The sequence below is a fragment of the Cellulophaga algicola DSM 14237 genome, assembly GCF_000186265.1.
GTDB classification, from domain to species: domain Bacteria; phylum Bacteroidota; class Bacteroidia; order Flavobacteriales; family Flavobacteriaceae; genus Cellulophaga; species Cellulophaga algicola.
Genome location: NC_014934.1, coordinates 2263649 through 2287738, shown reverse-complemented (window position 1 = coordinate 2287738; position 24090 = coordinate 2263649). Strand labels below are relative to the sequence as shown.

23 protein-coding genes and 1 tRNA gene are annotated in these 24090 nt (G+C 33.7%); 8 read left to right on the top strand and 16 right to left on the bottom strand.

Annotated elements, in window-relative coordinates; translation table 11 throughout:
* The first annotated feature begins 54 nt into the window (after positions 1-54).
* Positions 55-987, top strand: a complete 933-nt coding sequence (locus tag CELAL_RS09955) for a sialate O-acetylesterase (protein ID WP_013550782.1) — start codon at positions 55-57, stop codon at positions 985-987.
* Between the two features lie 44 nt (positions 988-1031).
* Here CELAL_RS09955 and CELAL_RS09950 read toward each other — a convergent pair whose 3' ends face one another.
* The 4 genes from CELAL_RS09950 to CELAL_RS09935 form a co-directional block, all read right to left on the bottom strand.
* Positions 1032-1736: a FadR/GntR family transcriptional regulator gene (locus tag CELAL_RS09950; RefSeq protein ID WP_013550781.1), complete on the bottom strand. Its 705-nt coding sequence runs from the start codon at positions 1734-1736 to the stop codon at positions 1032-1034.
* Positions 1737-1899: 163 nt separating this feature from the next.
* Positions 1900-3513: a RagB/SusD family nutrient uptake outer membrane protein gene (locus CELAL_RS09945; protein ID WP_013550780.1), complete on the bottom strand. Its 1614-nt coding sequence runs from the start codon at positions 3511-3513 to the stop codon at positions 1900-1902.
* 25 nt (positions 3514-3538) lie between these two features.
* The gene (locus CELAL_RS09940) at positions 3539-6538 is read right to left on the bottom strand and encodes a SusC/RagA family TonB-linked outer membrane protein (RefSeq protein ID WP_041557685.1); all 3000 of its coding nucleotides are present in this window, start codon (positions 6536-6538) and stop codon (positions 3539-3541) included.
* A 371-nt stretch (positions 6539-6909) separates the two neighbouring features.
* Positions 6910-6991: transfer RNA gene (locus CELAL_RS09935), tRNA-Leu, on the bottom strand.
* Between the two features lie 194 nt (positions 6992-7185).
* On the opposite strand from CELAL_RS09935, the gene CELAL_RS09930 reads away from it, so the two are divergent.
* Both CELAL_RS09930 and CELAL_RS09925 read left to right on the top strand, forming a co-directional pair.
* On the top strand, positions 7186-8577 hold the full coding sequence (locus CELAL_RS09930; protein ID WP_013550778.1) for a dipeptidase: 1392 nt from the start codon (positions 7186-7188) through the stop codon (positions 8575-8577).
* Positions 8578-8616: 39 nt separating this feature from the next.
* Complete coding sequence (locus CELAL_RS09925; RefSeq protein WP_013550777.1) at positions 8617-9375, top strand: NYN domain-containing protein; 759 nt, start codon at positions 8617-8619, stop codon at positions 9373-9375.
* Between the two features lie 135 nt (positions 9376-9510).
* Here CELAL_RS09925 and CELAL_RS09920 read toward each other — a convergent pair whose 3' ends face one another.
* Positions 9511-10089 (bottom strand): PhnA domain-containing protein, encoded by a 579-nt coding sequence (locus CELAL_RS09920; protein WP_013550776.1) that lies wholly within the window; start codon positions 10087-10089, stop codon positions 9511-9513.
* Positions 10090-10301: 212 nt separating this feature from the next.
* Between CELAL_RS09920 and CELAL_RS09915 the strand changes: the two genes are divergently transcribed.
* The 5 genes from CELAL_RS09915 (at position 10302) to CELAL_RS09900 (ending at position 14165) form a co-directional block, all read left to right on the top strand.
* A complete protein-coding gene (locus CELAL_RS09915; RefSeq protein WP_013550775.1) occupies positions 10302-10739 on the top strand; it encodes a hypothetical protein in 438 nt (145 codons plus the stop codon).
* A gap of 142 nt (positions 10740-10881) precedes the next feature.
* Positions 10882-11247, top strand: coding sequence for a BlaI/MecI/CopY family transcriptional regulator (locus CELAL_RS09910; RefSeq protein ID WP_013550774.1), 366 nt, complete (start codon positions 10882-10884; stop codon positions 11245-11247).
* 2 nt (positions 11248-11249) lie between these two features.
* Entirely contained in the window at positions 11250-12728 is a 1479-nt protein-coding gene (locus tag CELAL_RS21490) for a M56 family metallopeptidase (protein WP_013550773.1), read from the top strand.
* A gap of 14 nt (positions 12729-12742) precedes the next feature.
* On the top strand, positions 12743-12910 hold the full coding sequence (locus CELAL_RS22370; RefSeq protein ID WP_169311403.1) for a hypothetical protein: 168 nt from the start codon (positions 12743-12745) through the stop codon (positions 12908-12910).
* Between the two features lie 154 nt (positions 12911-13064).
* Positions 13065-14165 (top strand): DUF4407 domain-containing protein, encoded by a 1101-nt coding sequence (locus tag CELAL_RS09900; RefSeq protein WP_013550772.1) that lies wholly within the window; start codon positions 13065-13067, stop codon positions 14163-14165.
* Positions 14166-14199: 34 nt separating this feature from the next.
* On the opposite strand, the gene CELAL_RS09895 is transcribed toward CELAL_RS09900, so the two are convergent.
* The 11 genes from CELAL_RS09895 to CELAL_RS09845 form a co-directional block, all read right to left on the bottom strand.
* Positions 14200-15201 carry a metal-dependent hydrolase gene (locus tag CELAL_RS09895; protein ID WP_013550771.1) on the bottom strand — a complete coding sequence of 334 codons (1002 nt, stop codon included), beginning with the start codon at positions 15199-15201 and terminating at the stop codon, positions 14200-14202.
* A 37-nt stretch (positions 15202-15238) separates the two neighbouring features.
* Positions 15239-17011 (bottom strand): MutS-related protein, encoded by a 1773-nt coding sequence (locus CELAL_RS09890; protein ID WP_013550770.1) that lies wholly within the window; start codon positions 17009-17011, stop codon positions 15239-15241.
* Between the two features lie 266 nt (positions 17012-17277).
* Positions 17278-17637, bottom strand: a complete 360-nt coding sequence (locus CELAL_RS09885; RefSeq protein ID WP_013550769.1) for an MmcQ/YjbR family DNA-binding protein — start codon at positions 17635-17637, stop codon at positions 17278-17280.
* Between the two features lie 242 nt (positions 17638-17879).
* Positions 17880-18287 carry a Dabb family protein gene (locus CELAL_RS09880; protein ID WP_013550768.1) on the bottom strand — a complete coding sequence of 136 codons (408 nt, stop codon included), beginning with the start codon at positions 18285-18287 and terminating at the stop codon, positions 17880-17882.
* Complete coding sequence (locus CELAL_RS09875) at positions 18284-18934, bottom strand: DUF4230 domain-containing protein (RefSeq protein ID WP_013550767.1); 651 nt, start codon at positions 18932-18934, stop codon at positions 18284-18286. Before CELAL_RS09875 ends, CELAL_RS09880 begins: the two co-directional genes overlap by 4 nt.
* Entirely contained in the window at positions 18934-19683 is a 750-nt protein-coding gene (locus CELAL_RS09870) for a cyclase family protein (protein ID WP_013550766.1), read from the bottom strand. The genes CELAL_RS09875 and CELAL_RS09870 overlap by 1 nt, the downstream gene beginning before the upstream one ends.
* A 12-nt stretch (positions 19684-19695) precedes the next feature.
* The gene (gene hemW, locus CELAL_RS09865) at positions 19696-20832 is read right to left on the bottom strand and encodes a radical SAM family heme chaperone HemW (protein ID WP_013550765.1); all 1137 of its coding nucleotides are present in this window, start codon (positions 20830-20832) and stop codon (positions 19696-19698) included.
* A 42-nt stretch (positions 20833-20874) separates the two neighbouring features.
* Entirely contained in the window at positions 20875-21429 is a 555-nt protein-coding gene (gene ruvC / locus CELAL_RS09860) for a crossover junction endodeoxyribonuclease RuvC (RefSeq protein ID WP_013550764.1), read from the bottom strand.
* Positions 21430-21437: 8 nt separating this feature from the next.
* Positions 21438-21914, bottom strand: a complete 477-nt coding sequence (locus CELAL_RS09855; RefSeq protein ID WP_013550763.1) for a hypothetical protein — start codon at positions 21912-21914, stop codon at positions 21438-21440.
* Positions 21915-22076: 162 nt separating this feature from the next.
* Entirely contained in the window at positions 22077-23588 is a 1512-nt protein-coding gene (locus tag CELAL_RS09850) for a M56 family metallopeptidase (RefSeq protein WP_013550762.1), read from the bottom strand.
* Entirely contained in the window at positions 23585-23947 is a 363-nt protein-coding gene (locus tag CELAL_RS09845; protein ID WP_024481940.1) for a BlaI/MecI/CopY family transcriptional regulator, read from the bottom strand. Before CELAL_RS09845 ends, CELAL_RS09850 begins: the two co-directional genes overlap by 4 nt.
* Between the last annotated feature and the right edge of the window lie 143 nt (positions 23948-24090).

Below are 24090 nucleotides of genomic sequence, written 5' to 3'. Positions count from 1 at the left end.
AATACTTATACATTTGAATTTATCTACTTCACATAACAACACAAACAATCCGACATGAATCCGAAACGATACCTTCAAAAAACAATTGTTTACTTAAGCATACTCTTTGCTACCCCCATCTGTTATGGCAATAGCAATACAACCATTCTAAAGCGAACAATCTTTACCTATAATGATAGTACTAAGCAAGTGGAAAAAATTGACCCTAATTTCCATATTTACATATGTTTTGGCCAATCTAACATGGAAGGTTCTGCGGCTATAGAGCCTCAAGACACCATTACCAATACTCGTTTTCAAATGCTCCAGTCGTTAGATTGCGAAAATTTAAATCGAAAAAAAGGAAATTGGTACGCCGCCACTGCACCACTTACTCAATGTTATACCGGCTTATCACCTGCAGATTATTTTGGAAAAAATATGATACAAAATCTTCCCGACAGCATCACAATTGCTGTTATCAATGTTGCCGTAGGTGGCTCTGACATAAGATTATTTAATAAAAAGAAATATCAAAAATTTACAGATACATACCCTGAGGATTGGTTTAAAAATAAAATTAAAGATTATGGAGGAAATCCTTACCAACACCTAATAGATTTAGCTAAAAAAGGTCAAAAAAAAGGGATAATTAAAGGTATTTTATTACACCAAGGCGAAACAAATAATGGTGATACCAAATGGCCTAAATACGTAAAAAAGATATACCGAAACATGCTTAAAGATTTATCTTTAAAAGCAAACCAAGTTCCCTTATTAGCTGGTGAAGTTGTACATAAGGAACAAAATGGTTTATTAAGCGAAATGAATACCATCATACAGACCTTGCCAAAAAGTATTCCTACGGCCCACGTCATTTCTTCTAAAGGATGCAGCGCAAAATCAGATAGAACCCATTTTGATTCTGAAGGCGTTAGAGAACTTGGAAAACGCTATGCATTAAAAATGCTCTCCCTTAACTATAATAAAGTACTAATTCAGAATTAAGAACAATCTATTTTGAGAATTTTAAGAACATAAAACTCTAAGTGCTATCTAATTTCATTACAAAAGTCTTTTAGCATCTTAAAATGCTCTTCCATGGCACGTACCGCAAGCTGAGAATTGCTATCTTTTATTGCATTAAAAATTACTTCATGTTGATTCACTTCTCGCATAAAGCCATCTTCATCACAAACCCTTATTTTTTCAAAAACAGAAATAATCTTAGGGGTAATTTGCAACATCAAAGCATTAAGTGTACTATTACCGCAGGCTTTCGCAATGGCTAAATGAAAAAGCAAATCTTCCTCTAAAGCATCCTCTCTTTTTATCATCTTAACCTTATACAAATTTAAAGCTGCCTCAATATTTTCTAAATCATCTTCCGTTCTTCTTTGAGCTGCCAAAAAACTAGTTTGGGCTTCTAACATTAATCTTGTTTCTACTAAGGATTTAAAATCTTGTTGTTTTAACTCAACAACACCTTCCATGATTCCCTTTAAAGCTACCTGTCCAATATTTGCAATAAAAGTTCCTGTTTTAGGAATGGATTTTAACAGCTCATAACGTTCTAGTTTAGCAATAGCCTCTCTAACGTTTCTTCGGCTTACATTAAACTTTTCAGACAATTCTCTTTCTGAAGGTAACTTATCACCAGGCTCTAAATTCTTGTAAAGAATAAACTCTTTAATCTTAGAGATAATTGCATTCTGATCATCAATACTATCATTTACTCTTATTCTATTCAACTTCATCTGGAAATGCTTAAATAATTGAAACCTAATTATAAAACCCAACAATAATTACCCCTACTCTTTAAACTGAAAAAATTTACTGATCTAAAGTTTAGACCAGTAAATTCTTAAAATTAACTCAAAAAAACTAACATAGTCAACTCAAACTATATTTAGTTATATTTTAATACCCTACATTTTGTGTTAAATTTGGGTTTATCTGTATTTCCGAAAGAGGTATTGGAAGCAAGTAATCACGACTTGGATTGAATGACTTTGGACCTGGTCCTACTCCAGATTCCGTAGACACTTCTGATTCCAAACCATTAGGACCAAATGCTGTTGCCCCCAATTTTCTTCTAACAATATCATACCATCTTTTCATTTCAAATGCAAATTCTAATCTTCTTTCATCTAAAATTCTAGTTCTAAAAGCATCTTGTGATAGCCCCGAAAGATCTGCAGGAACTGTACTTTCTGCAAATACAGCTCCATCATTAATCCCCCCTGTAATAATTCCACCAGCTCTAGACCTAGCCATAACCCTATTTACCCAAAGCTCTGCATCAGCAGTGAACCCTAGTTCATTTGCTGCTTCTGCTCCTATCATTAATACATCAGCATACCTCATCATATAGTAATTAGATTTTGACGCTCTATGATTGAGATCTGTAGAGGTTCCATTCCCCATACGTGTATATTTTGCTACATGCGGACGATTCACAGCTGATCCATCACCGATAGTAAAGGTTTCATAAGTTCTTACAACACCTCCGATAATTGCTTTATCATCAAAACTTACTGCTCTCCTGTAATCATTAGAATCCCATGTAGTATATACTGCTAAAGCTGGCACTTCTCCTGACCAACCTCCATCAACAGAGTCTCCGCTAGCCGCAATATATTGTTTATCAGTTCTAATACCTGTAAAAGCTGCTTGATAATCTTTGCCTTGATCTCCATCAGCTGTACCTGTAAAATGTAATGAAAAAATTGGCTCTATAGAAATATCACTTTTGTCACTATTAAATAAACTTTGAAAATCTGGTTCTAAACCTAAATTATATATACTCTCATTATTTATTATTTCTTTGGCCTCTGCATAAGCTAATGAAAAATCACCTAATGTTAAATACACATCTGCCAAAAAAGCACTGGCTGCTGATTTTGCTGGTATAGCTCTTGAAACTTGTGTATTTGGTAACCACTCCTTTGCAAACTCTAAATCGGCAATGATATTTACATATACTTCCGCTGCTGTAGTCCTCGGAGCCAGAGCAGCATCTGACAATAATGTATCATCATCTAAATATGGAATATCCCCAAATTGTCTAACTAAATGGAAGTATGCAAACGCTCTTGCAAAACGTGCTCTTGCTATAACTTCATTTAGAACAGCTTCATCTTCACCTTCTAACAATTTACCTGCTTTAATCGCCTCATTAGACGCACCAATAATTTGATACACTTTAGGCCAATAAGAATTACTACCTCCTCCTATTAATGCATTACTAGCTTGCACAGTGAAGTTGTCATTTTCAATTCTATCTTGATCACCTGTTCTACCTATAGCTATCATATCACTACGAAACATTAGCACCTGAGCCATTTCTCTTGACATAAAATTTCTATGAACCATGTGTGCATATGCACCACTGGTAAATCCTTCTACTTGCTCTAAACTCAAAGAGCTAAAATAGCTTTCCGGACTAAATTCAGTAATAGGCGATTCTTCTAAATCTGAACATCCCACCATTGATAATCCTAGCAATAAGAATAAATATTTATATGTTTTCATTATATATTATTTTTTAAATTATCGATTAAAATTTTAAATTAAGACTAAAATTCACAGACTTAACAGTTGGGTAGTTCCCAAAGTCATGTCCTTGAACTACGTTCCCCGATCCTGTACTTCCACCTCCACCACCGAAGTAGCTAACTTCAGGATCTAAACCAGAGTACTTTGTAAATGTCAATAAATTCTGACCACTTAGTGTTAACCTAAGATTGTCTAATCCTAACTTTTCAACTACATCTGAAGGAAAATTATATCCTAATGCTATATTTTTTAATCTTACATAACTACCATCCTCTACAAAACGTGAAGAAATTTCTCTATCTCTAATTTTTGCAGAAGGTATATTTGTTTCTGTATTTGTTGGTGTCCATGCATTTTGAATATCTGTAAGAGCATTTGAATCACCGTTATACAATTGTACATTGGTAAGGTTTAAAATTTCGCCCCCTACAGCACCTTGAAAAAAGATATTTAAATCTAAATTCTTATAACTAAAATTATTAGTAACCCCAAAAGTAAAATCTTGATTAGGATCACCTATTGTTTTTAAATCATCTGCATTAATTACGCCGTCAGAATTAACATCAACAAACAAAGGATCTCCTGCCTGGTTATACGATTCTTTAAGAGCAGTACCTTCTGGCACACTCCCACCTTGATAAACTCCTTGGTAATCATGACCCCAGAATAATCCAATCGCTTCACCTTCTCTAAGAATATATGTATCTTTTCCTGAAGAAAAATAACTTGGTGCCGCCCCATCGATGATATCTCCATTATTCAACTTAACTGCCTTATTTCTATTTGCAGCCCAATTGAAATCTGTCGTCCAACTAAAATTATCCGTGTAAATATTTTTTGTACTTAAAGAAATTTCAAAACCTTTATTATTAATTTCTCCAACGTTAGAATAAACTTCTAAATCTACAGCGCCACTATATGCCGGTAAAACCGCTGTTTCTAATAAAAGATCTTTTGTATCGATATTATAATAATCAAGTGAAAGTGAAATTCTATTACTAAACAAACCTAAATCTAAACCTAAATTAGTTTGATACGATGATTCCCATTTTAAATCAGGATTAGCCTCCTGAGCAACTGAAACTGACGGATCTGTATTTACGTCTGTTGAAGGTGTTATAGATAGTTGTGACAAAGATTGGTATGGCGAAATTGCCTGATTACCTGTTACCCCATAACTAGCTCTTAATTTTAAGTTAGAAACCGTTTTACTACCCTTTAAAAACTCTTCATTAGATATTTTCCAACCCAATGCCCCAGATGGGAAAATTGCATATTTCTCATTTTCTGCAAAGTTAGAAGCTCCGTCACGTCTCACTGTTGCAGTTAATAAATATTTATCATCAAAATCGTAGTTTAATCTCCCGAATTGCGATTGAATTTCCCATTCAGAAAAATACGATTCAACTCTACGAGTTTGAAGTTGACCTGCCGCTAAATTATAGAAAAGAAAATCATCAGAAAGAAGCTCCTGAGTAAGTGCACCAAAATAAACTGTATTTTGCTTTTGATAAGAATAACCTGCTAATAAAGTTAAATTACCTTTTCCTATTTCAGCATTGTATGTTAAGTAGTTCTCACTTAAAAGATTTGTAGTTCTTTTATTATCCAAGCTTGCATATCCAATTGAGAGTTTAAAAGTTTGCGGCTTAAATTGCCCTACAGTCTCATTAAGCGTACTATAACCAAATGTAGTTTTAAAGCTAAGGTTCTTTAAAATATCATAATTTGCATACAAATTAGTTCTGAAGTTATCTGATTTAGTTTCATTTATTAATTCATTAGCAACAGCCCATGGATTTTCAATACCGTCACCCACAGAATTCTGAGTAAAAGTACCATCTGTATTGTAGATGCCTCTATCTGGAGTAAATCTAAATGCTAATGAAATAACATCATCTCCTCCTCCATTTGCGGTATCACCTGTTGACTGCGTAAGCACTCCATTTTTAGTTCCTCTACTACCATAAATATTCATACCTAATTTTAACTTTTCAGTTACTTGTGCGTCTACATTAGATAGGAACGTTAATTTTTCAAAATCAGAATTAACTATAATTCCATCTTGTTTAAAATAATTTGCAGAAGCATAAAAATTTATATTTTCACTACCACCCGAAAAAGAAAACTGATGATTAGCAGTACTTCCTGTTTGATAAATTTCATCCTGCCAATCCGTATTTGCTGTTCCTTGTTCATATGTACGGAAAGATTGCTGATACGCTGCAAACTCGTCTGCATTCAATAAATCTAATCTATTTGCAGTACTTTGAGAAGAGTAACTCGTATTTACCTCTACGGACAACCTACCATTCTTGCCTTTTTTTGTAGTTACCAAAACAACTCCTCCAGAACCTCTAGAACCATAAATAGCTGTTGCTGAAGCATCTTTTAACACCTCCATAGACTCAATGTCATTAGCCTGTGGCATTGTTGCGCCCACAAAACCATCTACAACAATGAGAGGGCCACTGTTTGCTCCAATAGAAGTATTACCTCTCACCTTTATTGATATAGGAGCTCCAGGCTCACCACCATTATTAGATTGCACTACTACACCGGCAGCACGCCCTTGTAATGCCTGTTCTGCATTTGCTAAAGGAAATGCATTTAGGTCTTCAGACTTTACTGAAGAAACTGCTCCAGTAATGTCACTTTTTTTCTGAGAGCCATATCCTACAACGACCACTTCTTCAAGTTGACTAGCATCTTCTGCCATAACAACAGAGATCGTTTGTTGATCTGTAATCGAAATCGATTGCGTAACGTAGCCTATGTAAGAAAACTTAAGTACGTCTCCACGTTTAACTTTCAATTGAAAGATACCATCAAAATCTGTAGCCGTACCCGTTGTAGAATTTGCAACTAGTACATTTACACCTGGGATTGGCATATTTGCCCCATCTAATACTGTTCCGGATAACACGTATCCATCTTGTGCAAATAATGACATATTGAAGACCAATACGATCATTGCCATTAGTTTAATTTTTAATTTCATCTAAAATTTCATTTTAATTAATAAAAGAAGTTGAGTCCTCCTTATTGGTGCACCAAACTGGTGAACCAAACTGGTGTTCCAAATATATGTTATTTTATTCTTAATTTTTAAAAAACATTATCAGCTATTTAATTTTCGCAATCTAATATTCCCAAATCAACAGTAAAGACCTATGATTATTGAGGACGCAGCAATTAAAACTAAATAGTTAAATTTTAAAAAAGCGGCATTTCTGCTCTTCTATAAAGGATAATTACGCTTCAGAATAGAAAATAATGTTGTTTAAAATCAATTATTGTAGAAGAAAAATCAAAAATTAAACAGAAGAAATAAAAAAAGCCTCTCGATTTCTCGAAAGGCTTTTTACTCTGTACAGGCGGAGAGACTCGAACTCTCACACCTCGCGGCACTAGATCCTAAGTCTAGCGTGTCTACCAATTCCACCACGCCTGCATTTTTTTCACTTCATTAGGTGTATATCTCGATATTTTGAGAACTCCATACTTTCAAAAAACTTCCTTTTGGCTCTTAAAATATTTCTATTTGTTTCGCTAAAGGAGTGCAAATATAAAGTAAAAATTCAATTTAGAAATACTTACTTGAAAAAACTTCTTTTTTGTAGCTTTATAGTCGACTAAAAACAACAAATGGAAGCAATAAAAAATTACATTTCCGAACACAAAGAACGCTTTATTTCAGAACTTATAGACCTCCTAAAAATGCCGTCAGTTAGTGCAGACACTGCATTTACGCAAGATGTCTTAGATACAGCAGATGCCGTTAAAAAAGCATTAACAGAAGCTGGATGTGATGCTGTAGAAATTTGCGAAACAGATGGCTATCCGATCGTTTATGGTGAAAAAATCATAAATTCTGACCTTCCAACCGTACTTGTTTACGGTCATTATGACGTTCAACCGGCAGATCCAATCAATTTATGGACCTCTCCTCCGTTCGAACCTGTCATCAAAAAAACAGACAAACATCCTGAAGGAGCAATTTTTGCTCGTGGTGCTTGTGATGATAAAGGTCAAATGTATATGCATGTAAAAGCAATGGAATATATGGTAAAAACAAACCAACTTCCTTGTAATGTAAAATTCATGATTGAAGGCGAAGAAGAAGTTGGTAGTAGCAACTTAGCAATTTTCGTAGCAAACAATAAAGAGAAACTTGCCAATGATATTATATTAATATCAGATACAGGCATGATCGCTAATGACGTACCTTCTATAACCACAGGTTTACGTGGCTTAAGTTATGTAGAGGTAGAAGTTACCGGACCAAACCGCGATTTGCATTCTGGTTTATATGGTGGCGCTGTTGCCAACCCTATCAATATTCTTACGAAGATGATTGCTAGTTTACACGATGAAAACAACCATATTACTATTCCTGGGTTTTATGATAAGGTAGAAGAACTCTCTAAAGAAGAACGTGCAGAAATGGCAAAGGCTCCTTTTAGTCTAGAGAATTATAAAGACGCATTGGATATTGATGCTGTTTATGGCGAAAATGGGTATACTACTAACGAACGCAACTCTATAAGACCAACACTTGATGTAAACGGAATCTGGGGCGGTTATACTGGCGAAGGTGCTAAAACGGTTATTGCAAGTAAAGCTTTCGCAAAAATATCTATGCGCTTAGTACCCAACCAAGATTGGAAAGAAATTACCGAGTTATTTAAAAAACATTTTGAGAGCATTGCTCCCGAAGGTGCAAAAGTCCTTGTAAAACCACACCATGGCGGTCAAGGGTACGTAACACCTATAAATACAATTGGCTATCAAGCAGCATCAAAAGCTTACGAAACAACTTTTGGAAAAAAACCCATCCCACAACGTAGTGGCGGTAGTATTCCTATTGTAGCGCTTTTTGAAAAAGAATTAAATAGTAAAACTATCCTTATGGGCTTCGGTTTAGATAGTGATGCCATCCACTCCCCTAATGAGCATTTTGGAGTATGGAATTATTTAAAAGGAATAGAAACTATTCCTTATTTTTATAAGTATTATACCGAGTTATTTAAAAAATAAAACGTAGAACTAGTAACTAATACCGTAAAAAACTATACAATGGATTCAAATATAAATTTAGCAGTGCTTATTGATGGCGACAACATTCCTTCTGCTCAAGTAAAAGAAATGATGGAAGAAATTGCAAAGTATGGCAACCCAACCATTAAAAGAATCTATGGCGATTGGACCAAGCCTAATTTAACCAAATGGAAAAATCTATTGTTGGAGAATGCTATAACTCCCATTCAGCAATATGGCTATACCACAGGTAAAAATGCTACAGATTCTGCCATGATTATTGATGCCATGGATATTTTATATTCAGAAAAAGTAAACGGCTTTTGTTTGGTTTCCAGTGATAGTGATTTTACCAGACTTGCAACTCGTTTACGAGAAGCAGGTATGAAAGTTATCGGAATCGGAGAGAAAAAAACACCAAATCCGTTTATTGTTGCTTGTGATAAATTTATCTATATTGAAATTCTGAAATCAAAAATAGAGAGCCCAGAAAATGATAGTGAAAAAGATGGCACCAAAGACACCGTAGATAAAATTACGAGAAAAGATATACAGCTTATAAAAACTACAATCGCAGATGTTTCAGATGATGATGGTTGGGCTTTTCTAGGCGATGTCGGGAGTTTATTACAAAAGAAACAGCCTAATTTCGATTCCAGGAATTATGGCTTTGATAAGCTTACCCCTTTAATTAAGTCTATTGATATTTTTGAATTGGAACAACGTGAAAATTCAAAGAGCAAAAATAAATTAATTTTTGTTCGGATTAAGCAAAAGCACAATCCTAAGAAAAAATAATTAAAATAAAAAAGTCCGTTCTCTTATGAAAACGGACTTTTTTTATGACGTTACCTAAAGGTCCGGGCTATACGTTTCAAGTCCTCACCGTAAAAACGGTTGTGGGCTTTACACTGCTATCCCTAACGCAAATACTTATAGTTTCTTTACGAATTTTGTAATAATTACGGTCATTGTAGGGCCAACTTTACCTTCTATAAATTCTGCATTCTCACGATCTAAAGATATTTTACGAACAGCTGTTCCCTGTTTTGCAACCTGGCTAGAACCTTTGATTTTCAAATCTTTTATCAAAACAACACTATCCCCATTTTCCAAAATCACCCCATTCACATCTCTATGGATAATTTTATCCGCTTCCGCCAATCCTTCGCCGGTAGCTTTGGCAAACTTTAGTGTTTCATCTTCTAAATAAATCATTTCAAGCAAATCTTTAGGCCAGCCCTCTCCTTTTAAACGAGATAGCATTCTCCATGCTACTACCTTAACTGTGTCATATTCACTCCACATGCTATCGTTTAAACATCTCCAATGATTAGGGTCTGTATTTTCTGGGTTTTCTATCTGATCTACACAAACACCACAGGCTAAAAGACTACTATCTACACCGCTTATAGAAACTGGCGGAACTTCATATACCTGCAAATCAGCTGTTGACGTACATAACTCACATTTATTTCCGCTTCTTTCTATCAATTCTTCTAGTATGCTCATGTTTTTTAAATTTTTATCCCTGCAAACTTAAAAAAATTGACGAGAGTAGGCGTACTTTATACCTATCTAATACTACAAATACTATTTTTGAATAGTATTTACAAAAAAAATAACAGCATATATTCGACGAAATACATAATGATTTATACTATAAACCAAAATTTTGCGATTATTAGTTATAAATTTACAGCTCTAATATAAATAACAAACCAATGAAATTAAGCACATTATTTACAGTCGGACTTCTATTTTTAGGAATAAATGCAGCTATTGCCAGAGTAGGAATTCCTATTCCTTACGGTGATGAGGACAAAATAATCAAAATCCTCGACTTACCGGATACCGAAGAATTTCAACTAGAAGACGGTACGTATTTTGATATTGGAAAAATGTACACCATTAGCCATATTGTTTGGTTGCCTTATAGTAATACAGAAGTTGTTATTACAGGATATGTAGATGATGACACTTATGTAGAATTAACTCCTGAACAATTAATTGAAATTGCAGCTCTTGCAAAAGTTGAAATTCCAGAAACCGCGTCGGCATCATTTTTTGACCGCATCGGTGGAAAAATAGTACTAGGCTTGCTTGCTCTTGTAGTTCTTTATGGAATATATGCTTCTTACTTTAAAAAAGATACAGAGTAGTCAATATAAAATATAACACGCTATTTATAAAATCCATTCTTAAACGAATGGATTTTTTTTTGTTCTAAAAAAACACCTCTACACATGTAGAATTAAAATATTTATTCCATGTTTGTAGAACACTATATTAAATAGAAGATATATGCAGCTATCAAAATCCGAAGAAGAATTAATGAATATACTATGGAAGCAGAAAACTGCTCTCATGAAAGATTTGTTAGCAACTTACGAGGACCCCAAACCCGCCACCACTACAATAGCAACATTACTAAAAAGGATGACAGACAAAGGGTTCGTAGCGTATAAAACGCTAGGGAGATCAAGAGAATATTACCCCTTAGTAAAAAAGAAAGATTATTTTTCTAAGCATGTAAACGGACTCATAAAAAACTTTTTTAATGATAGCGCTAGTCAGTTTGCATCCTTCTTTACACAAGAGACACAACTAACTAAAGAAGAATTGGAAGATCTAAAAGCATTAATAGATAGTGAACTTAAAAAGAAATAATTATGGGGCTATATCTTATAAAAGTAACAGCATGCCTAGCTATCTTTTTTGTTTTCTACAAAGTAATGTTAGAAAATGAAAGCATGCATACCTTTAAACGATTTTATCTCCTTACGGCACTAATAGTTGCAGCAGTAATACCTACTATATTATTTACTGAATACATCTATATAAGCCCTGAACCCATCGTGGATATCGCTGTATCAGAGTTTACTATAAAAGAAATGCCTTTGCCTACTCAAAAAAATGACCTTATAACACCTTCCCTTTGGGTTATATATGGAATTGGAGTCTTGGTATTTGGTTATAAATTTTGCAATAATTTATTTAAATTAAGCACACGAATAAAAAGAAACCCAAAAATTAAATATGACCGTAGCATTCATGTGTTATTAGAAGAAAGACTGTCACCGCACACCTTCTTCAATTTTATTTTTTTGAACAAACAAAAATTTGAAGCCCATGAAATTCCTGAAGCGGTGCTTTTGCATGAGCAAACACATGCGGCACAAAAGCACAGTATAGATGTGCTCTTCATAGAATTAATACAAGTTTTATTATGGTTTAACCCTTTGGTCTATTTGTTCAAAGGAGCCATTAAACTAAATCATGAATTCTTAGCAGATCAAGCCGTTCTAAAAAAAGGAACCCAATTACCAAATTATCAACAAATATTATTAGCATTCTCATCAAATGCTACAGAAACCCAATTGGCAAATGCCATCAATTATTCATCAATCAAAAAACGTTTTACCATCATGAAAAAAACAACATCAAAAAAAGCCGTTTGGTTACGCAGTTTACTAGCCCTACCTATTTTCGTATTTGCCTTATATGGCTTTAGCGAGAAAAAGATCTTAAAAATGGAAAAGCCTTCTCAAGAAAACAGTGAACTAAGTTCGCCATCAGATTTGAACAAAGTCAGCACAAACCACTTACAAGATGAAATTGAAAGTTACAAAAAAGAGTATAACGCATACGTAGTTTTGACAAAGGAAAAACCACATTACATTCACAAGCCGGAATCAGAAAAGAGAAAAATGGACGATATCTTTTCCAATTTAGTAACCATGTACTATAATCTATCAAATACAAACAGAGCTAAAGTTACGGCGGCAACACCCCCAATTAAACCTTATACTACACTAATTAAAAACGGACAAAAGGAATATAAAAAAACTAGCGAATTAACAGCCGAAGACAAAAAACTATTACCTCCACCACCTCCACCTCCATTGCCTATTAGCGAGAGTAATTCAACAGAACTAGCTAAAGCAAAACAACTGTTTCTTGAGAATGCAAATAGATATGGGAATGCGGTTAGTGCATATACCAAACAAGGAACTGGAACTTTAGAGGAACTAAATGCACGCTATAAAAAAATAATGAATCTTTATGAGAAATACACTGCTTTGGTAAAAAAAGAAGAAACTAATCCTATTTTACCGCCGCTACCCCAGCACCACCAAAGAGTCCCTTAGACCACGTTATGGAAATGGCTAAAAAAAATGCCAACTTCTATTATGAAGGAAAGGCAATAAGCTCAGACAAAGCCATTGATTTAATCAAAAACAATAATAAGTTAAACATAGATACTAGAAATACGGGAAGTAAAAACCCTACCGTTAAAATTTCAAAAAACCCAATCGTCATTAAAAACTAAAACATTGATTCTAAAAAAGTCTTCTAAACGAAGGCTTTTTTTATATTAAAAAACTCCTTAATGAAATGCCTGTAGCACCATAGTACTAGTTTAACATAATTTTTCAAATAGAATTTGTACTTTAGATACTCATCAATCATTAATCAAATCAATTATGTTACAACTTTTTTTTATCCTGTGCTCAGGAGCCGATTCTGAAATACTCGCCGAATGTTCGCAAGGGGAGCGCAACAAATATGCAGGAATAGGCGCTACGGTATTCTTTACTGCTGTTATAGCTTTCATTGCCAGTAGTTATGCTTTATACACTGTTTTTGACAATGCCTATACGGCCTCTTTCTTCGGACTCGTTTGGGGATTACTAATTTTTAATTTAGATCGTTTCATTGTTTCTACCATTAGAAAGAGAGATAAATTTGGCAGCGAATTACTACAAGCCACACCACGAATTATTCTAGCCGTAATTATTGCCATTGTAATCTCTAAGCCTTTAGAAATGAAAATATTTGAGAAAGAAATCAATCAAGTTTTATTAGAACAAAAGAATGAACTAACCTTAGCAAATAAGGATCAAATTGCCTTACAATACACTCCTGCAATTGAAGAATTAAATAATGACATTACTGCATTAAAAACAGAAATAACAACTCAAGAAGCAGCAACAAATGCACTTTATGATACCTACATATCTGAGGCAGAAGGCACCGCTGGCACCAAACTATTAGGAAAAGGACCTGTGTATAAAGAAAAACGAGATAAACATGATGCTGCACTAAAAGAATTGAACACTTTGAAAGAAACTAATGCTCAAAAAATTACAGCCCTAATATCTCAAATTACTCTTCTTAATAATCAGTACACAACATCTGTAACAGACTCCCAACCCATCATAGATGGTTTTGATGGACTTATGGCTAGAATCACCGCATTAAATAAATTGCCATGGTTACCCTCATTCTTTATTTTCTTACTTTTTCTTGCTATAGAAACTTCGCCAATCATTGCGAAACTTTTATCGCCTAAAGGCACGTATGATTACAAATTGGAAGAAGAAGAAAGTGTAGTTAAATCTTGGGTGACTCAAAAAGTAAAGCAGCGCGATTTACTTGTAGCTACGGATGAATCTTTAAACAATAAGATTTATGCAGACATCGCTGAAGAAAAAGCAATCTACGATTATAAAAAACAAAAAGTAGAAGAATTGCTAAAGCTACAAGCAGATTCATTTCATAAACTGCAAATGAAAAACCTTTAGAAGCGAGACGCTTTGTGTAATAAACACATCAGTATTAGTTTCCTAAGATTCGGTTCCAAAGTTCTCGCATTAACTTCTTAGCATCCCCCACATTTTTGGGAGTTTCCACAATATCTAATTTACCTTGCGTGTTGGTCAATTGGTACTTAAATGCAAAATTTTTCTCTTTTGGATCCATGCTCATCAAACCAAACCTAAGGTCATTGAAAAACAATTGTCCGTTATCTTTTGTTATGATATACCACCCTTCTGCGATACGCTCTAAGCGATTTACTTTATCATTATTCTTTAAATCTCCTAAAAGTTCATGATTTTTAGGATAGGATTCAAAAGTGATTGGCTTGGTATCAAAAAAAGAATAATTCGCAATTAAATATGCATCTTTAGTATCCACATTTGCGGTCCAGAGAATGGTATTAAACGGACTTGGTCTTGTATCTATTTCAATATATTCAATACCTTGTTCTGTTAATGCTTGTGTAAACTTATGATAGGTAATAGCTTTTAATACCAGCGATAACAACAAATATGCAGAACTAATGATTAATCCCCAGTTGTTGTACCTTCTTCGCTTTATTGAAGTCCGCTTTTGAAACATAGCCAGCACCAAGAGTACTAAAAAGGGGAGGGTGTATAATGGATCTATAACAAAAATATTTTGAAAGGCTAAGCGGGTTTTAAAAGGCCAAAAAAGTTGTGTGCCCCATGTTGTAAAAGAATCTAAAATGGGATGCGTAAAAAGCCCCCAAAACATTAACCAAGACCAATCTTTCCAACTGGCCTCTTTCTTGGGTAGTAGTTTAAAAACTATCCATCCAAAAATAGGAGCAAATAATATTGAAAATAAAATAGAATGGCTAAAGCCACGATGCCATTCTATAGCAGAAACAGGATCAGTAAGAAACCGTGCAAAAACATCTAAGTCCGGTATCGTTCCTGCAATGGCACCAAAAAGCATGGCTTTATTCCCCACTTTTTTTCCTAATACAGCTTCGCCAACGGCTGCACCAAGTACTATTTGTGTTAATGAATCCATTTATAAAATTTTATGTCTTTGATTTATTAATAAACTATTAATCTACAATCTGCATCTTTTTCAACAAAAATGATGCATTCATGTTTTGGCAAATTCCATCTTTAAATTTATAATCAAAGTGCAATTCATCAGCTATAATTTCTGCATCAAAATAATGATTCTTCACTTGTAGTAAATCATTTGCCGCTTCACATAAACTTAAATCATGTGTTGCAATAATACCTGTAGCTTTTCCTCCGATAAGTTTTTCAACAAATTTTCGAGATCCTATGGCTTTATCCGTACTATTGGTGCCTTTTAAAATTTCATCTAAGACAATGAAATAGCGGTCTGTTTTAATTTCATCGACGATAAAGCGAAGCCTTTTTAATTCAGAAAAGAAATACGATTCATCATCTGTAAGAGAATCTGTAGTACGCATACTGGTAATTAACTTAATAGGAGTGTATTCTGCGGACTTTGCGCACAAAGGCAAACCTACATTTGCCATTACAATTTGCAGAGAAACTGTTCGTAAAAAAGTACTCTTTCCTGCCATATTAGCCCCTGTAATAATAAAAAACTGCTCACTGTCTATCTGAATATCATTTAAAACACTTTTTTCTGGATTTAAAAGTGGATGTCCAGCCCCTATAGATTTTAAGACCACATTAGATGCAACTAATTTAGGATACACATAGACTGGATGGTTGTATGCAAAATTGGCTAGACTATTATAAGCATCAAAGAAAGCAATGGTGTCAAACCAGCCTTCTATCTTTTCACCATGCTTAGAAATCCAATCTTCAATTTTATAGGATTGATAGATATCCCAAAGCATAAAACCATTAGCAAAAATTCCGAATAACATATTATTACGTTGATCTAAAGCATCTAATATTTTTGAAAATTCATGCAATACATCTGACGTTTTTTCGGATTCATTTAAAATAGCCGCACGTTTTTCTTTTAAAAGTTTCGTGTTAAATTCTACCTTCTCTATTTCTAGAATTAATTTTTGATATTGATGAAATGTGGTTTGAATTTTACCCGTATCATTAGACAATTTATTGATATGCTTTATATAAAAACTAGTACCAATAAGTCCTACCACAAAAACAACCAATAAAGCAAAAATTGATAATGGAATGATAAAATAACCAAGGATTGCTAAAACAGATATACCCCAAAAAATGTAGGGTAACGTTTTCATAAATTTTGGAAGAAAACGCTGGTATTCATTGATCCAAGTTATAATTGCTTGGTAAGGGGTTTCTGTTTTTACTAATGATGCTACTGCCGTGAACTCCTGGCGCCAATCTGGTAATTGAGAAAGCTCTTTGATTGCTTCCTGCTTTTCCTCGATCCCCGTAATTTCATTTGCTACAAATAAAGAAGCTAAGCGCTCACTACCTTGAGGCAATACAGTTCTATTTAAATATTGGTAGAAAGAGCCCTTGCCAAATAAGTCAATATCTTGACTAAAATAATGCAACGGATCTTTAAACTCACTCCCATCTGGTTGTTCATGAAAATCACGATCTAATATCTTAATCTCTGTTTCGTTAATATGTAAAAGCGCTAAAATTTTATCACGTTTATACTGTAAACTAGTATGTCTAGAAACGAGTATAAGAAATAATATTATGGAAAATAAAACAATCCCTATTACTGCTTGTGGAGTATCATAAAAAAGAGCGACACCCACAATCATAAGAATAAAAACAACCAACCTCACCATACTAGATCGCAATAATTGCGATTTAACACCAGAAAGCTGCTTGTTTAATTCTGTGATCTTTTCAGAATAGAATGACTTTAAACCTTGCATTGAAACATATATAAAATGAAAGGCAAAGATAGGTTATATTAAAAAATAAAAAAGACCAGCTTTCGCTGGTCTAATTACCTATAGGGCTCGGGGGGAACTAGCTACAAGTAAGATTTGAGATTTCTTATATATTTTTAGTGTTTTGCTTCATTACTGGTGTAAAGGTAGTACAGCACTACACACAAAATTTTAGAAAACCGACCATTACCTTATGAAGTGTAGACGAACAGCAAATATCTGTAGACAAACGTTTTTTAAGAAAGCTTTTAATCAAGAGAATTTAGTGCCTCTTTTACTTTTTTGGTAAGTTTAGAAACAACTAGATCATAAGAATGATCGATTAGCTCTTTCAACAATTCTGGAGGAACACGTTCAAGAAACAGCGTATTCCAATGTATTTTACTCATATGATATCCAGGAATAATCACACCATCATGCTCCTCGCGAAGAGTAAGTGCTCTATCTGGATTGCATTTTAAGTTGGCTTGAGTAGGTAATCTTTTTAGTGAGGATAAGGCAAACATTTTACCCATAACTTTGAAAACTAAAGTATCTTCATCAAAAGGAAATTCTTCTGTAACTCCCTTTTTAGCGATGCAATATGCTCTAAATACTTCTATATTCATGTGTATACGGCTATGATTAATTATGTCGTCAAATAAAACACAACTGTTTATCTGCTAGTTAAAAATTTCTATTCCACAACTATCAAATAACCATCAAATAAGAATTATGTCCAAAAAGGTATGTATTTTTTTTGTACTTCCTTGAGTTACTTTCGGGATCATCATCTTTATAAGGTTTAATTTAAACTATTGCCAACATTTATAATATACCCTTAAAATCTAGTCACAATAGATACCTGTTTTTAAAGAGCTATATCTTTAGAATCGTAAACAATAACTTTATCCCACAATTTACTAGATTCTTCTATAAATAATAAATGTGGCGCTTCTTTTTGATACGCCTCTTGAGCTTCTGCAGATTCAAATGTCACCACTAAAGAATAGGTAAAAGAACCATCTACAACTTCTCTACTTGCTCTTGGTGGTTTTCCTATGAATTTTGTTTTAGCATACGCTGAATGGTCTAAAAACTTACGTAATGAGGTTTCAAAAGCCTTACAGTCTTCTTTACTATCTGGATGATGCAACCAGAAGAAAACGGTGTGTGCATAGTTAGGATCGAATGTATTCATTGATTTTTCTGTTTGTCCGAAGGTATAAAATGAAAATACTAAAAATAAACTTATTGCAAAGAGGTTTCTTAATTTCATGATTCTAAAAATCTAGTTAATTTACTTTTCCGTTCTGATAATTGCTCTTTTGCATCAATCTTTAACGCAGAGTAATCCAACTTCCACCCTATAGTTTCCACAATAGACTCAATTAATAAAATGGCTTCTAAAGCTTCGCTTCGTGCGGTATCCATCAGTCCGCTTTCAGGAATCTTATCCCGTATATGCTGCTTAGCCTCTTGGTTTAAAACCGTTAAGTCATCTGGAGTAAACGCGTTGAACATTCCGTTTTTAATATCGTAAAAATCCAATTCAGGTTCAATAGAAAGTATCTCGGGTTCTGGAAAGCTTTTGAGAAGTATTATTTTGCGATCATTATCAGCATTCAAGATCAACTTCTTTAAATCATACCCAATTTGGGCTTTTGCATTAATAACAATTAAAGCCTTTTTCTTACTAGAAACTAAGCTTAAAAAACGCTCTTTAGTATTCTCATATCGGTAAATTTCTGCAAAATCTCCTTCTACTGTAACAAGTTTACAAACACTTTTTATTTTTTCTAATAATACAAGTGACTGTACCTCGGTAAGCTCTCTACTTTTCTTTTTTCGGAATAAATTAAACAACCAATAGGTTACAATTGCACCTAGAATTAAACCTAAAAAAGTATCAAAAATATTATCCATTACTCTTTAATTTTATATAAGACTGGTCTACTCGGACTCGCATCATTTTCAAATGGTGCTACTTGTAAATTCAGAAAATACAATCCATCTTTAATGACATTGCCAACAAAAATAAATTCCGTTATCGTTGCTTGTTTCCGTAGCGTCCCAGTTGTATTCCAAAAAGCATTATGACCTAATAGCTCGCCGCCGTCTTTTTCTTTGTCTATAGAAGGCAAATCTACTAACAAATGTTCAACACCAAGCTCAACAAGATAATTAACTGCATCTTCTAACAAATATGGCGGATTAGAATTAGAATATTTCCGACTCATTTTATCTTTCAAATTAGGCAAGGTTCTGATGACTAGAGCATCTCCCACAAAGTTCTTTAATGCATATTGCAATTGCTTTTTAGAAATCACAAAATCTTCCTGCTTTTTTTCTGGTGCTATCGTTATGACCGAAGCCAAAAAAAAATATTTTTTTAAATTTTTATTTACGGAATGAAACTCCTCTGTAATATGCCCAACACATTCTGTATGTGTTCCGTGTGCGTGAGGATTAAACCAAATATCATTAAAATTGGTAGAGGCACCTTCCGTTACTTTACCCACAAATTCGCCCTCCGTATGTGGGGTTATTTTTGGCGGCTCTGTATACCATGCATTTACATTAGTGGTATCTCCCCGAAGTGGAATTGAGATATCTAACGGTTTAGAGAGATCTATAGAATAAGATTCTTTTTTATGTGTGATTATAGCTTTCAAAAATGGTTGTATTTACTCTGACAAGTTAATCATAAAAAGGTCAGAGGCAATTCCATCTGCCAAAAATTTCCCTTTTTTTGTTGTTATTAGCGTATCATTCTCAACAACCAATAGTTCTTGTTTTATGTGTTTTTCTGCTTGTTGCAAAAGGTATTTATGAAAATTAGCACCAAAATCTGAATATATTCTAGTCAATGAAACGCCCCAAATAGTACGTAAACCGGTCATTACATATTCATTGTAACGATCAGTTTCAGAAAGCACCTCAACCTCCATAGGAAGTTGATCATTTGCCAAAGCATTTATATATTTTGCATTATTATTGATATTCCATCCTCTACGAATGCCGTCATAAGAATGTGCAGATGGGCCTACGCCAATATACTTTTTACCCAACCAATAGGCCGTATTATTTTCTGAATAAAAACCAGGCTTCCCAAAATTTGAAGTTTCATAAGCGTCCAAGCCATTGGCTTCCATTTCTCGCAAAAGAATATTAAAATGGGCAGAAGCTACTTCATCATCAACAGGTTTAATAATCCCTTTTTTTATAAAATTTGCCAAGGCTGTTTTCGGCTCTACTGTAAGCGCATAACTAGATATATGCGGCACACCAAATGATAAGGCTAATGCTATATTTTCTTCCCAACGTTGATTGCTCATACCTGGCAATCCATAAATTAAATCAATAGAAATATTAGAAAAATAGTGCGTAGCAATTTCTAATGATTTTTTTGCTTCCTTAGAGTTATGTGCACGGTTCATCATTTTTAAGTCTTCTTCAAAGAACGATTGAACACCAATACTTAACCGGTTAATAGGACTTTTAGAAAGCACTCTAATTTTATCTTCTGAAAGATCATCAGGATTAGCTTCTAAAGTAATTTCAGGACCTTCTACCACAGAATAATTAGCGTACACCGAGTTGATAATTCCTTGTATTTCTTCTGTAGATAATACAGATGGTGTTCCTCCTCCAAAATAAATAGTCGCTACTACTTCATTTTTAAACTCACTTTTTCGGAGTACTAGTTCTCGCTTTATCGCAGACAACATGGCTTCCTTTTTCCCCATACTGGTCGAAAAATGAAAATCGCAATAATGACAAGCTTGCTTGCAAAAAGGAATGTGAATATAAATTCCGGACATAATTTAATATACAATGATCTTTCTAGGGCTTACTAGAAGCGTTTATTTTTTTACTCTTTTTTCGTTTTGTTTTACAAAAGCATCCCAACCAGTGTAGTTTTTACCTACTTCTATTCTACCTTCATTATAAAAATGACAAACTGCTGCCGCTAAGCCATCTGTGCTATCTAGATTTTTAGGCAATGTTTTAAGTCCCAACATGCTTTGAAGCATTTTCGCTACCTGTTCTTTACTAGCATTACCGTTACCCGTAATAGCCATTTTAATTTTTTTAGGAAGGTATTCTGTAATAGGAATTTCACGAGACAATCCTGCTGCCATGGCCACACCTTGCGCTCGCCCTAGTTTTAGCATAGACTGTACATTTTTACCAAAAAAAGGCGCTTCAATTGCTATTTCATCTGGGTGATAAGTGTCTATTAGCTCAATGGTGCGTTCAAAAATAAGTTTAAGTTTTACGTAGGGGTCATTGTATTTTTGCAATAACAACTCGTTCATTTGAAGAAACTCCATCTTTTTATTCACCACTTTTATGAGTCCGAAACCCATAATAGTAGTACCAGGATCTATCCCTAAAATAATTTTTTCGTTAGCCAAGAGTTAATTTATTTGGTATTAAGTACAATCGGAATTCTAAATTTTGCTCGTATTGGAATACCTCTTTTTAGTGCCGGTGATGCTTGTGGCAAGGTAAGTAAGCAACGGGTAATCACCGCATCAAACTCTGGTATTTGTTCTTCGACGATAGCATTATGTTCAATATCTAGAACAGAAACCGCCCCCATTTTATCCATTAAAAAATCGACGTATAATGTGTCTAAAACTTCCTCCCTTAATACAAATTCAAATCCGTCTAAAGAAGTAGAAAAATGCCTAAGTAATGTTTCTTGAAAACATTCCATATTTTCTTCTTTAGAATCCGCCTCATCACAATTTTCAAAAAGCGGAAATTGATCTACTTCATTGAAATTTATTTCTTGCAATTCGCGTGTTACCAATTGCTGTGTTTTCTCTTCTTTTGACGTGAAGAGATCACAAGAAACAACTAGAAAAAATCCACATAAAATTAATACTATACGCATGTGCGCTATAAAGTTTGTGGAAAATTACGATTTTTTGAGTTATTTAATTGGTTGTTATGAGGATTTCCTCTTTTAGTTCTGATCATTCCTTGTTTTTGAGCAACAAAAAAGCCAAAGAATTTACTTTGGCCTTAATCATATCTTCAAATTTAGGTGCAAATTTTACTGTAACTTAAAAGAAATAGGAATAGAAAATGGTACACGAACTACTTTCCCGTTTTGCTTACCGGGTGTCATTTTTGGCAATAAAGAAATGATACGCCCGGCCTCTGCTTCTAATGACTTATCAGGACCTCGCATTTTTAAACCTGCTATAGCTCCAGTTTCATCTATTGTAAATAAGATATTTACTTTTCCTTGTATTCCTTTATCCTGAGCTTCTTGAGGATATTTGAAATTCTTATTAATATGCTGAAATAATTTTTCTTTAAAACAAGCTCTTTGGTTTTCAGCATCTTCACAACCAGGAAAAACTGGGGCTTCATTTACAACCATAAATGGCACATCTGTAGCGTTATCATAATCTATCTCTTCTTTAGAGATCGCAGAATCTCCTTTGATAACATTTACAGACTCAATTCCTTCCGTATTTGTTTTAATTTTTATTGAATTACCTTTTTCATCACTTATAACAAAATTACCTTCTTCTTTATAAGCTTCTACTTTAGAAAAAAACTCAGCTCTTTGAATACTTTCTTTTTCGGTTAAAGTGTCTAAATCTGATACTTCTAATATGAATTTTTCATAATCTGATACTTCCAAGATTTGTTGTTCATTAGAAGATGTTTTTAAGGTTGCCCCCTGTTCCAATTCATTCGTTTTTAATTCATTTTCACATGAAGAATAAAATAGCATTCCAATAACTAATGGTACTAATACTAAATACTTTAACTGAAATACACGCTTTGATTTTGATTTTTGTAACATAACGATTCGTTTTTTGATTAATGATGATTTAAAAAATGGATTGATAAATGAAATATTTTCTGTTTGAAAAACTTGAGATAACAACAGTTGGTATTGTTCTTTTTTATGGGTTTTAGATACGTGAGCATCCGCTATAAACTCATGCAATTCTGATATTCTATTTTGGTATACATACACTAAGGGATTAAACCAATTGATAACACGGAGGAGTTCAAAAAAGACCAAATCATACGAATGTCCTTGACGTATATGAACCAATTCATGTGCTACAATGCTTTCATAATCTTTTTCCAATACTTTATCTCCTAAGAAAACCGACTTAAAAAATGAGAATGCAATTTCACTATTATTGATTACGATTTGTGTAAAATGACTTAAATACTGAATTGTGCCTTTATCCTTTAATTGTTTTATCTGATATAATTTAAATACAAAAATTAAACCTGCTATTAACATTCCAGCAATGGCTACAATACGCAACCAATCCATAAGCGTATTACCCTCTGAAATACCAGTAACTTCTACGTTATTTGTATTCCATAAAAACTCTGGATAGCTAAAAGTAGTTTCTGATACTTTCGTTTTTAAGGCTTCAATTTTTACCCAAGGCAAAACTAAAGACAAGACATAGGTACCAATGAGATACACTCTGTTCCATTGAAAAAAGGTTTCTTTTTTCAGAAAAAGATCATAAACGATTAAAAACAAAAGCTGAAAAGCTATACTTTCTAAAATATACTGTATCATTTTTCTTCCTTTTTAATTTCTTTTAATATCGATTCTAGTTCCGATAAATTCATATCATTCTTTTTCATGAAGAAAGACACCATACTCTTAAAAGAACCTTGGAAATAACCATCTACTAGTTTGTTGATAGATTGATTGCTATAGTCTGCTTTCTTCAATAATGGAAAATATAAATAGCCTTTCCCTTCCTGTTCGTGATTTACAAAACCTTTACTTTCTAAGATGCGTACAATAGTAGATACTGTATTGTAAGCAGGTTTTGGTTCTGGCAATTCTTCGATTATAGCCGCAACATTGCACTTTTCTAATTGCCACAATACCTGCATTACCTCTTCTTCTGCCTTTGTCAATTGTTTCATGTATCTTAAACTTGTTTCAGTATCTATTGACACTGGTTAAACACTTAAATTAGTATCCGACTATCGTACTAAAAATAGCTTTCAACTAACTTATTAGTTCAAATATAACTAAATAATTAGTTCAAACTAATGAATTAGTTGAA

Coding starts and splice junctions, on each gene's coding strand:
- CELAL_RS09910 (WP_013550774.1), top strand. CDS start 10,882: ATGCAGCTATCAAAATCCGAAGAAGAATTAATGAATATACTATGGAAG.
- CELAL_RS09885 (WP_013550769.1), bottom strand. CDS start 17,637: ATGAATATAGAAGTATTTAGAGCATATTGCATCGCTAAAAAGGGAGTT.
- CELAL_RS09940 (WP_041557685.1), bottom strand. CDS start 6,538: ATGAAATTAAAAATTAAACTAATGGCAATGATCGTATTGGTCTTCAAT.
- CELAL_RS09855 (WP_013550763.1), bottom strand. CDS start 21,914: ATGCGTATAGTATTAATTTTATGTGGATTTTTTCTAGTTGTTTCTTGT.
- CELAL_RS09850 (WP_013550762.1), bottom strand. CDS start 23,588: ATGATACAGTATATTTTAGAAAGTATAGCTTTTCAGCTTTTGTTTTTA.
- CELAL_RS09950 (WP_013550781.1), bottom strand. CDS start 1,736: ATGAAGTTGAATAGAATAAGAGTAAATGATAGTATTGATGATCAGAAT.
- CELAL_RS09895 (WP_013550771.1), bottom strand. CDS start 15,201: ATGGATTCATTAACACAAATAGTACTTGGTGCAGCCGTTGGCGAAGCT.
- CELAL_RS09925 (WP_013550777.1), top strand. CDS start 8,617: ATGGATTCAAATATAAATTTAGCAGTGCTTATTGATGGCGACAACATT.
- hemW (WP_013550765.1), bottom strand. CDS start 20,832: ATGTCCGGAATTTATATTCACATTCCTTTTTGCAAGCAAGCTTGTCAT.
- CELAL_RS09945 (WP_013550780.1), bottom strand. CDS start 3,513: ATGAAAACATATAAATATTTATTCTTATTGCTAGGATTATCAATGGTG.
- CELAL_RS09900 (WP_013550772.1), top strand. CDS start 13,065: ATGTTACAACTTTTTTTTATCCTGTGCTCAGGAGCCGATTCTGAAATA.
- CELAL_RS09955 (WP_013550782.1), top strand. CDS start 55: ATGAATCCGAAACGATACCTTCAAAAAACAATTGTTTACTTAAGCATA.
- CELAL_RS09890 (WP_013550770.1), bottom strand. CDS start 17,011: ATGCAAGGTTTAAAGTCATTCTATTCTGAAAAGATCACAGAATTAAAC.
- CELAL_RS09920 (WP_013550776.1), bottom strand. CDS start 10,089: ATGAGCATACTAGAAGAATTGATAGAAAGAAGCGGAAATAAATGTGAG.
- CELAL_RS21490 (WP_013550773.1), top strand. CDS start 11,250: ATGGGGCTATATCTTATAAAAGTAACAGCATGCCTAGCTATCTTTTTT.
- CELAL_RS09915 (WP_013550775.1), top strand. CDS start 10,302: ATGAAATTAAGCACATTATTTACAGTCGGACTTCTATTTTTAGGAATA.
- CELAL_RS09845 (WP_024481940.1), bottom strand. CDS start 23,947: ATGAAACAATTGACAAAGGCAGAAGAAGAGGTAATGCAGGTATTGTGG.
- CELAL_RS22370 (WP_169311403.1), top strand. CDS start 12,743: ATGGCTAAAAAAAATGCCAACTTCTATTATGAAGGAAAGGCAATAAGC.
- CELAL_RS09875 (WP_013550767.1), bottom strand. CDS start 18,934: ATGGATAATATTTTTGATACTTTTTTAGGTTTAATTCTAGGTGCAATT.
- CELAL_RS09880 (WP_013550768.1), bottom strand. CDS start 18,287: ATGAAATTAAGAAACCTCTTTGCAATAAGTTTATTTTTAGTATTTTCA.
- CELAL_RS09930 (WP_013550778.1), top strand. CDS start 7,186: ATGGAAGCAATAAAAAATTACATTTCCGAACACAAAGAACGCTTTATT.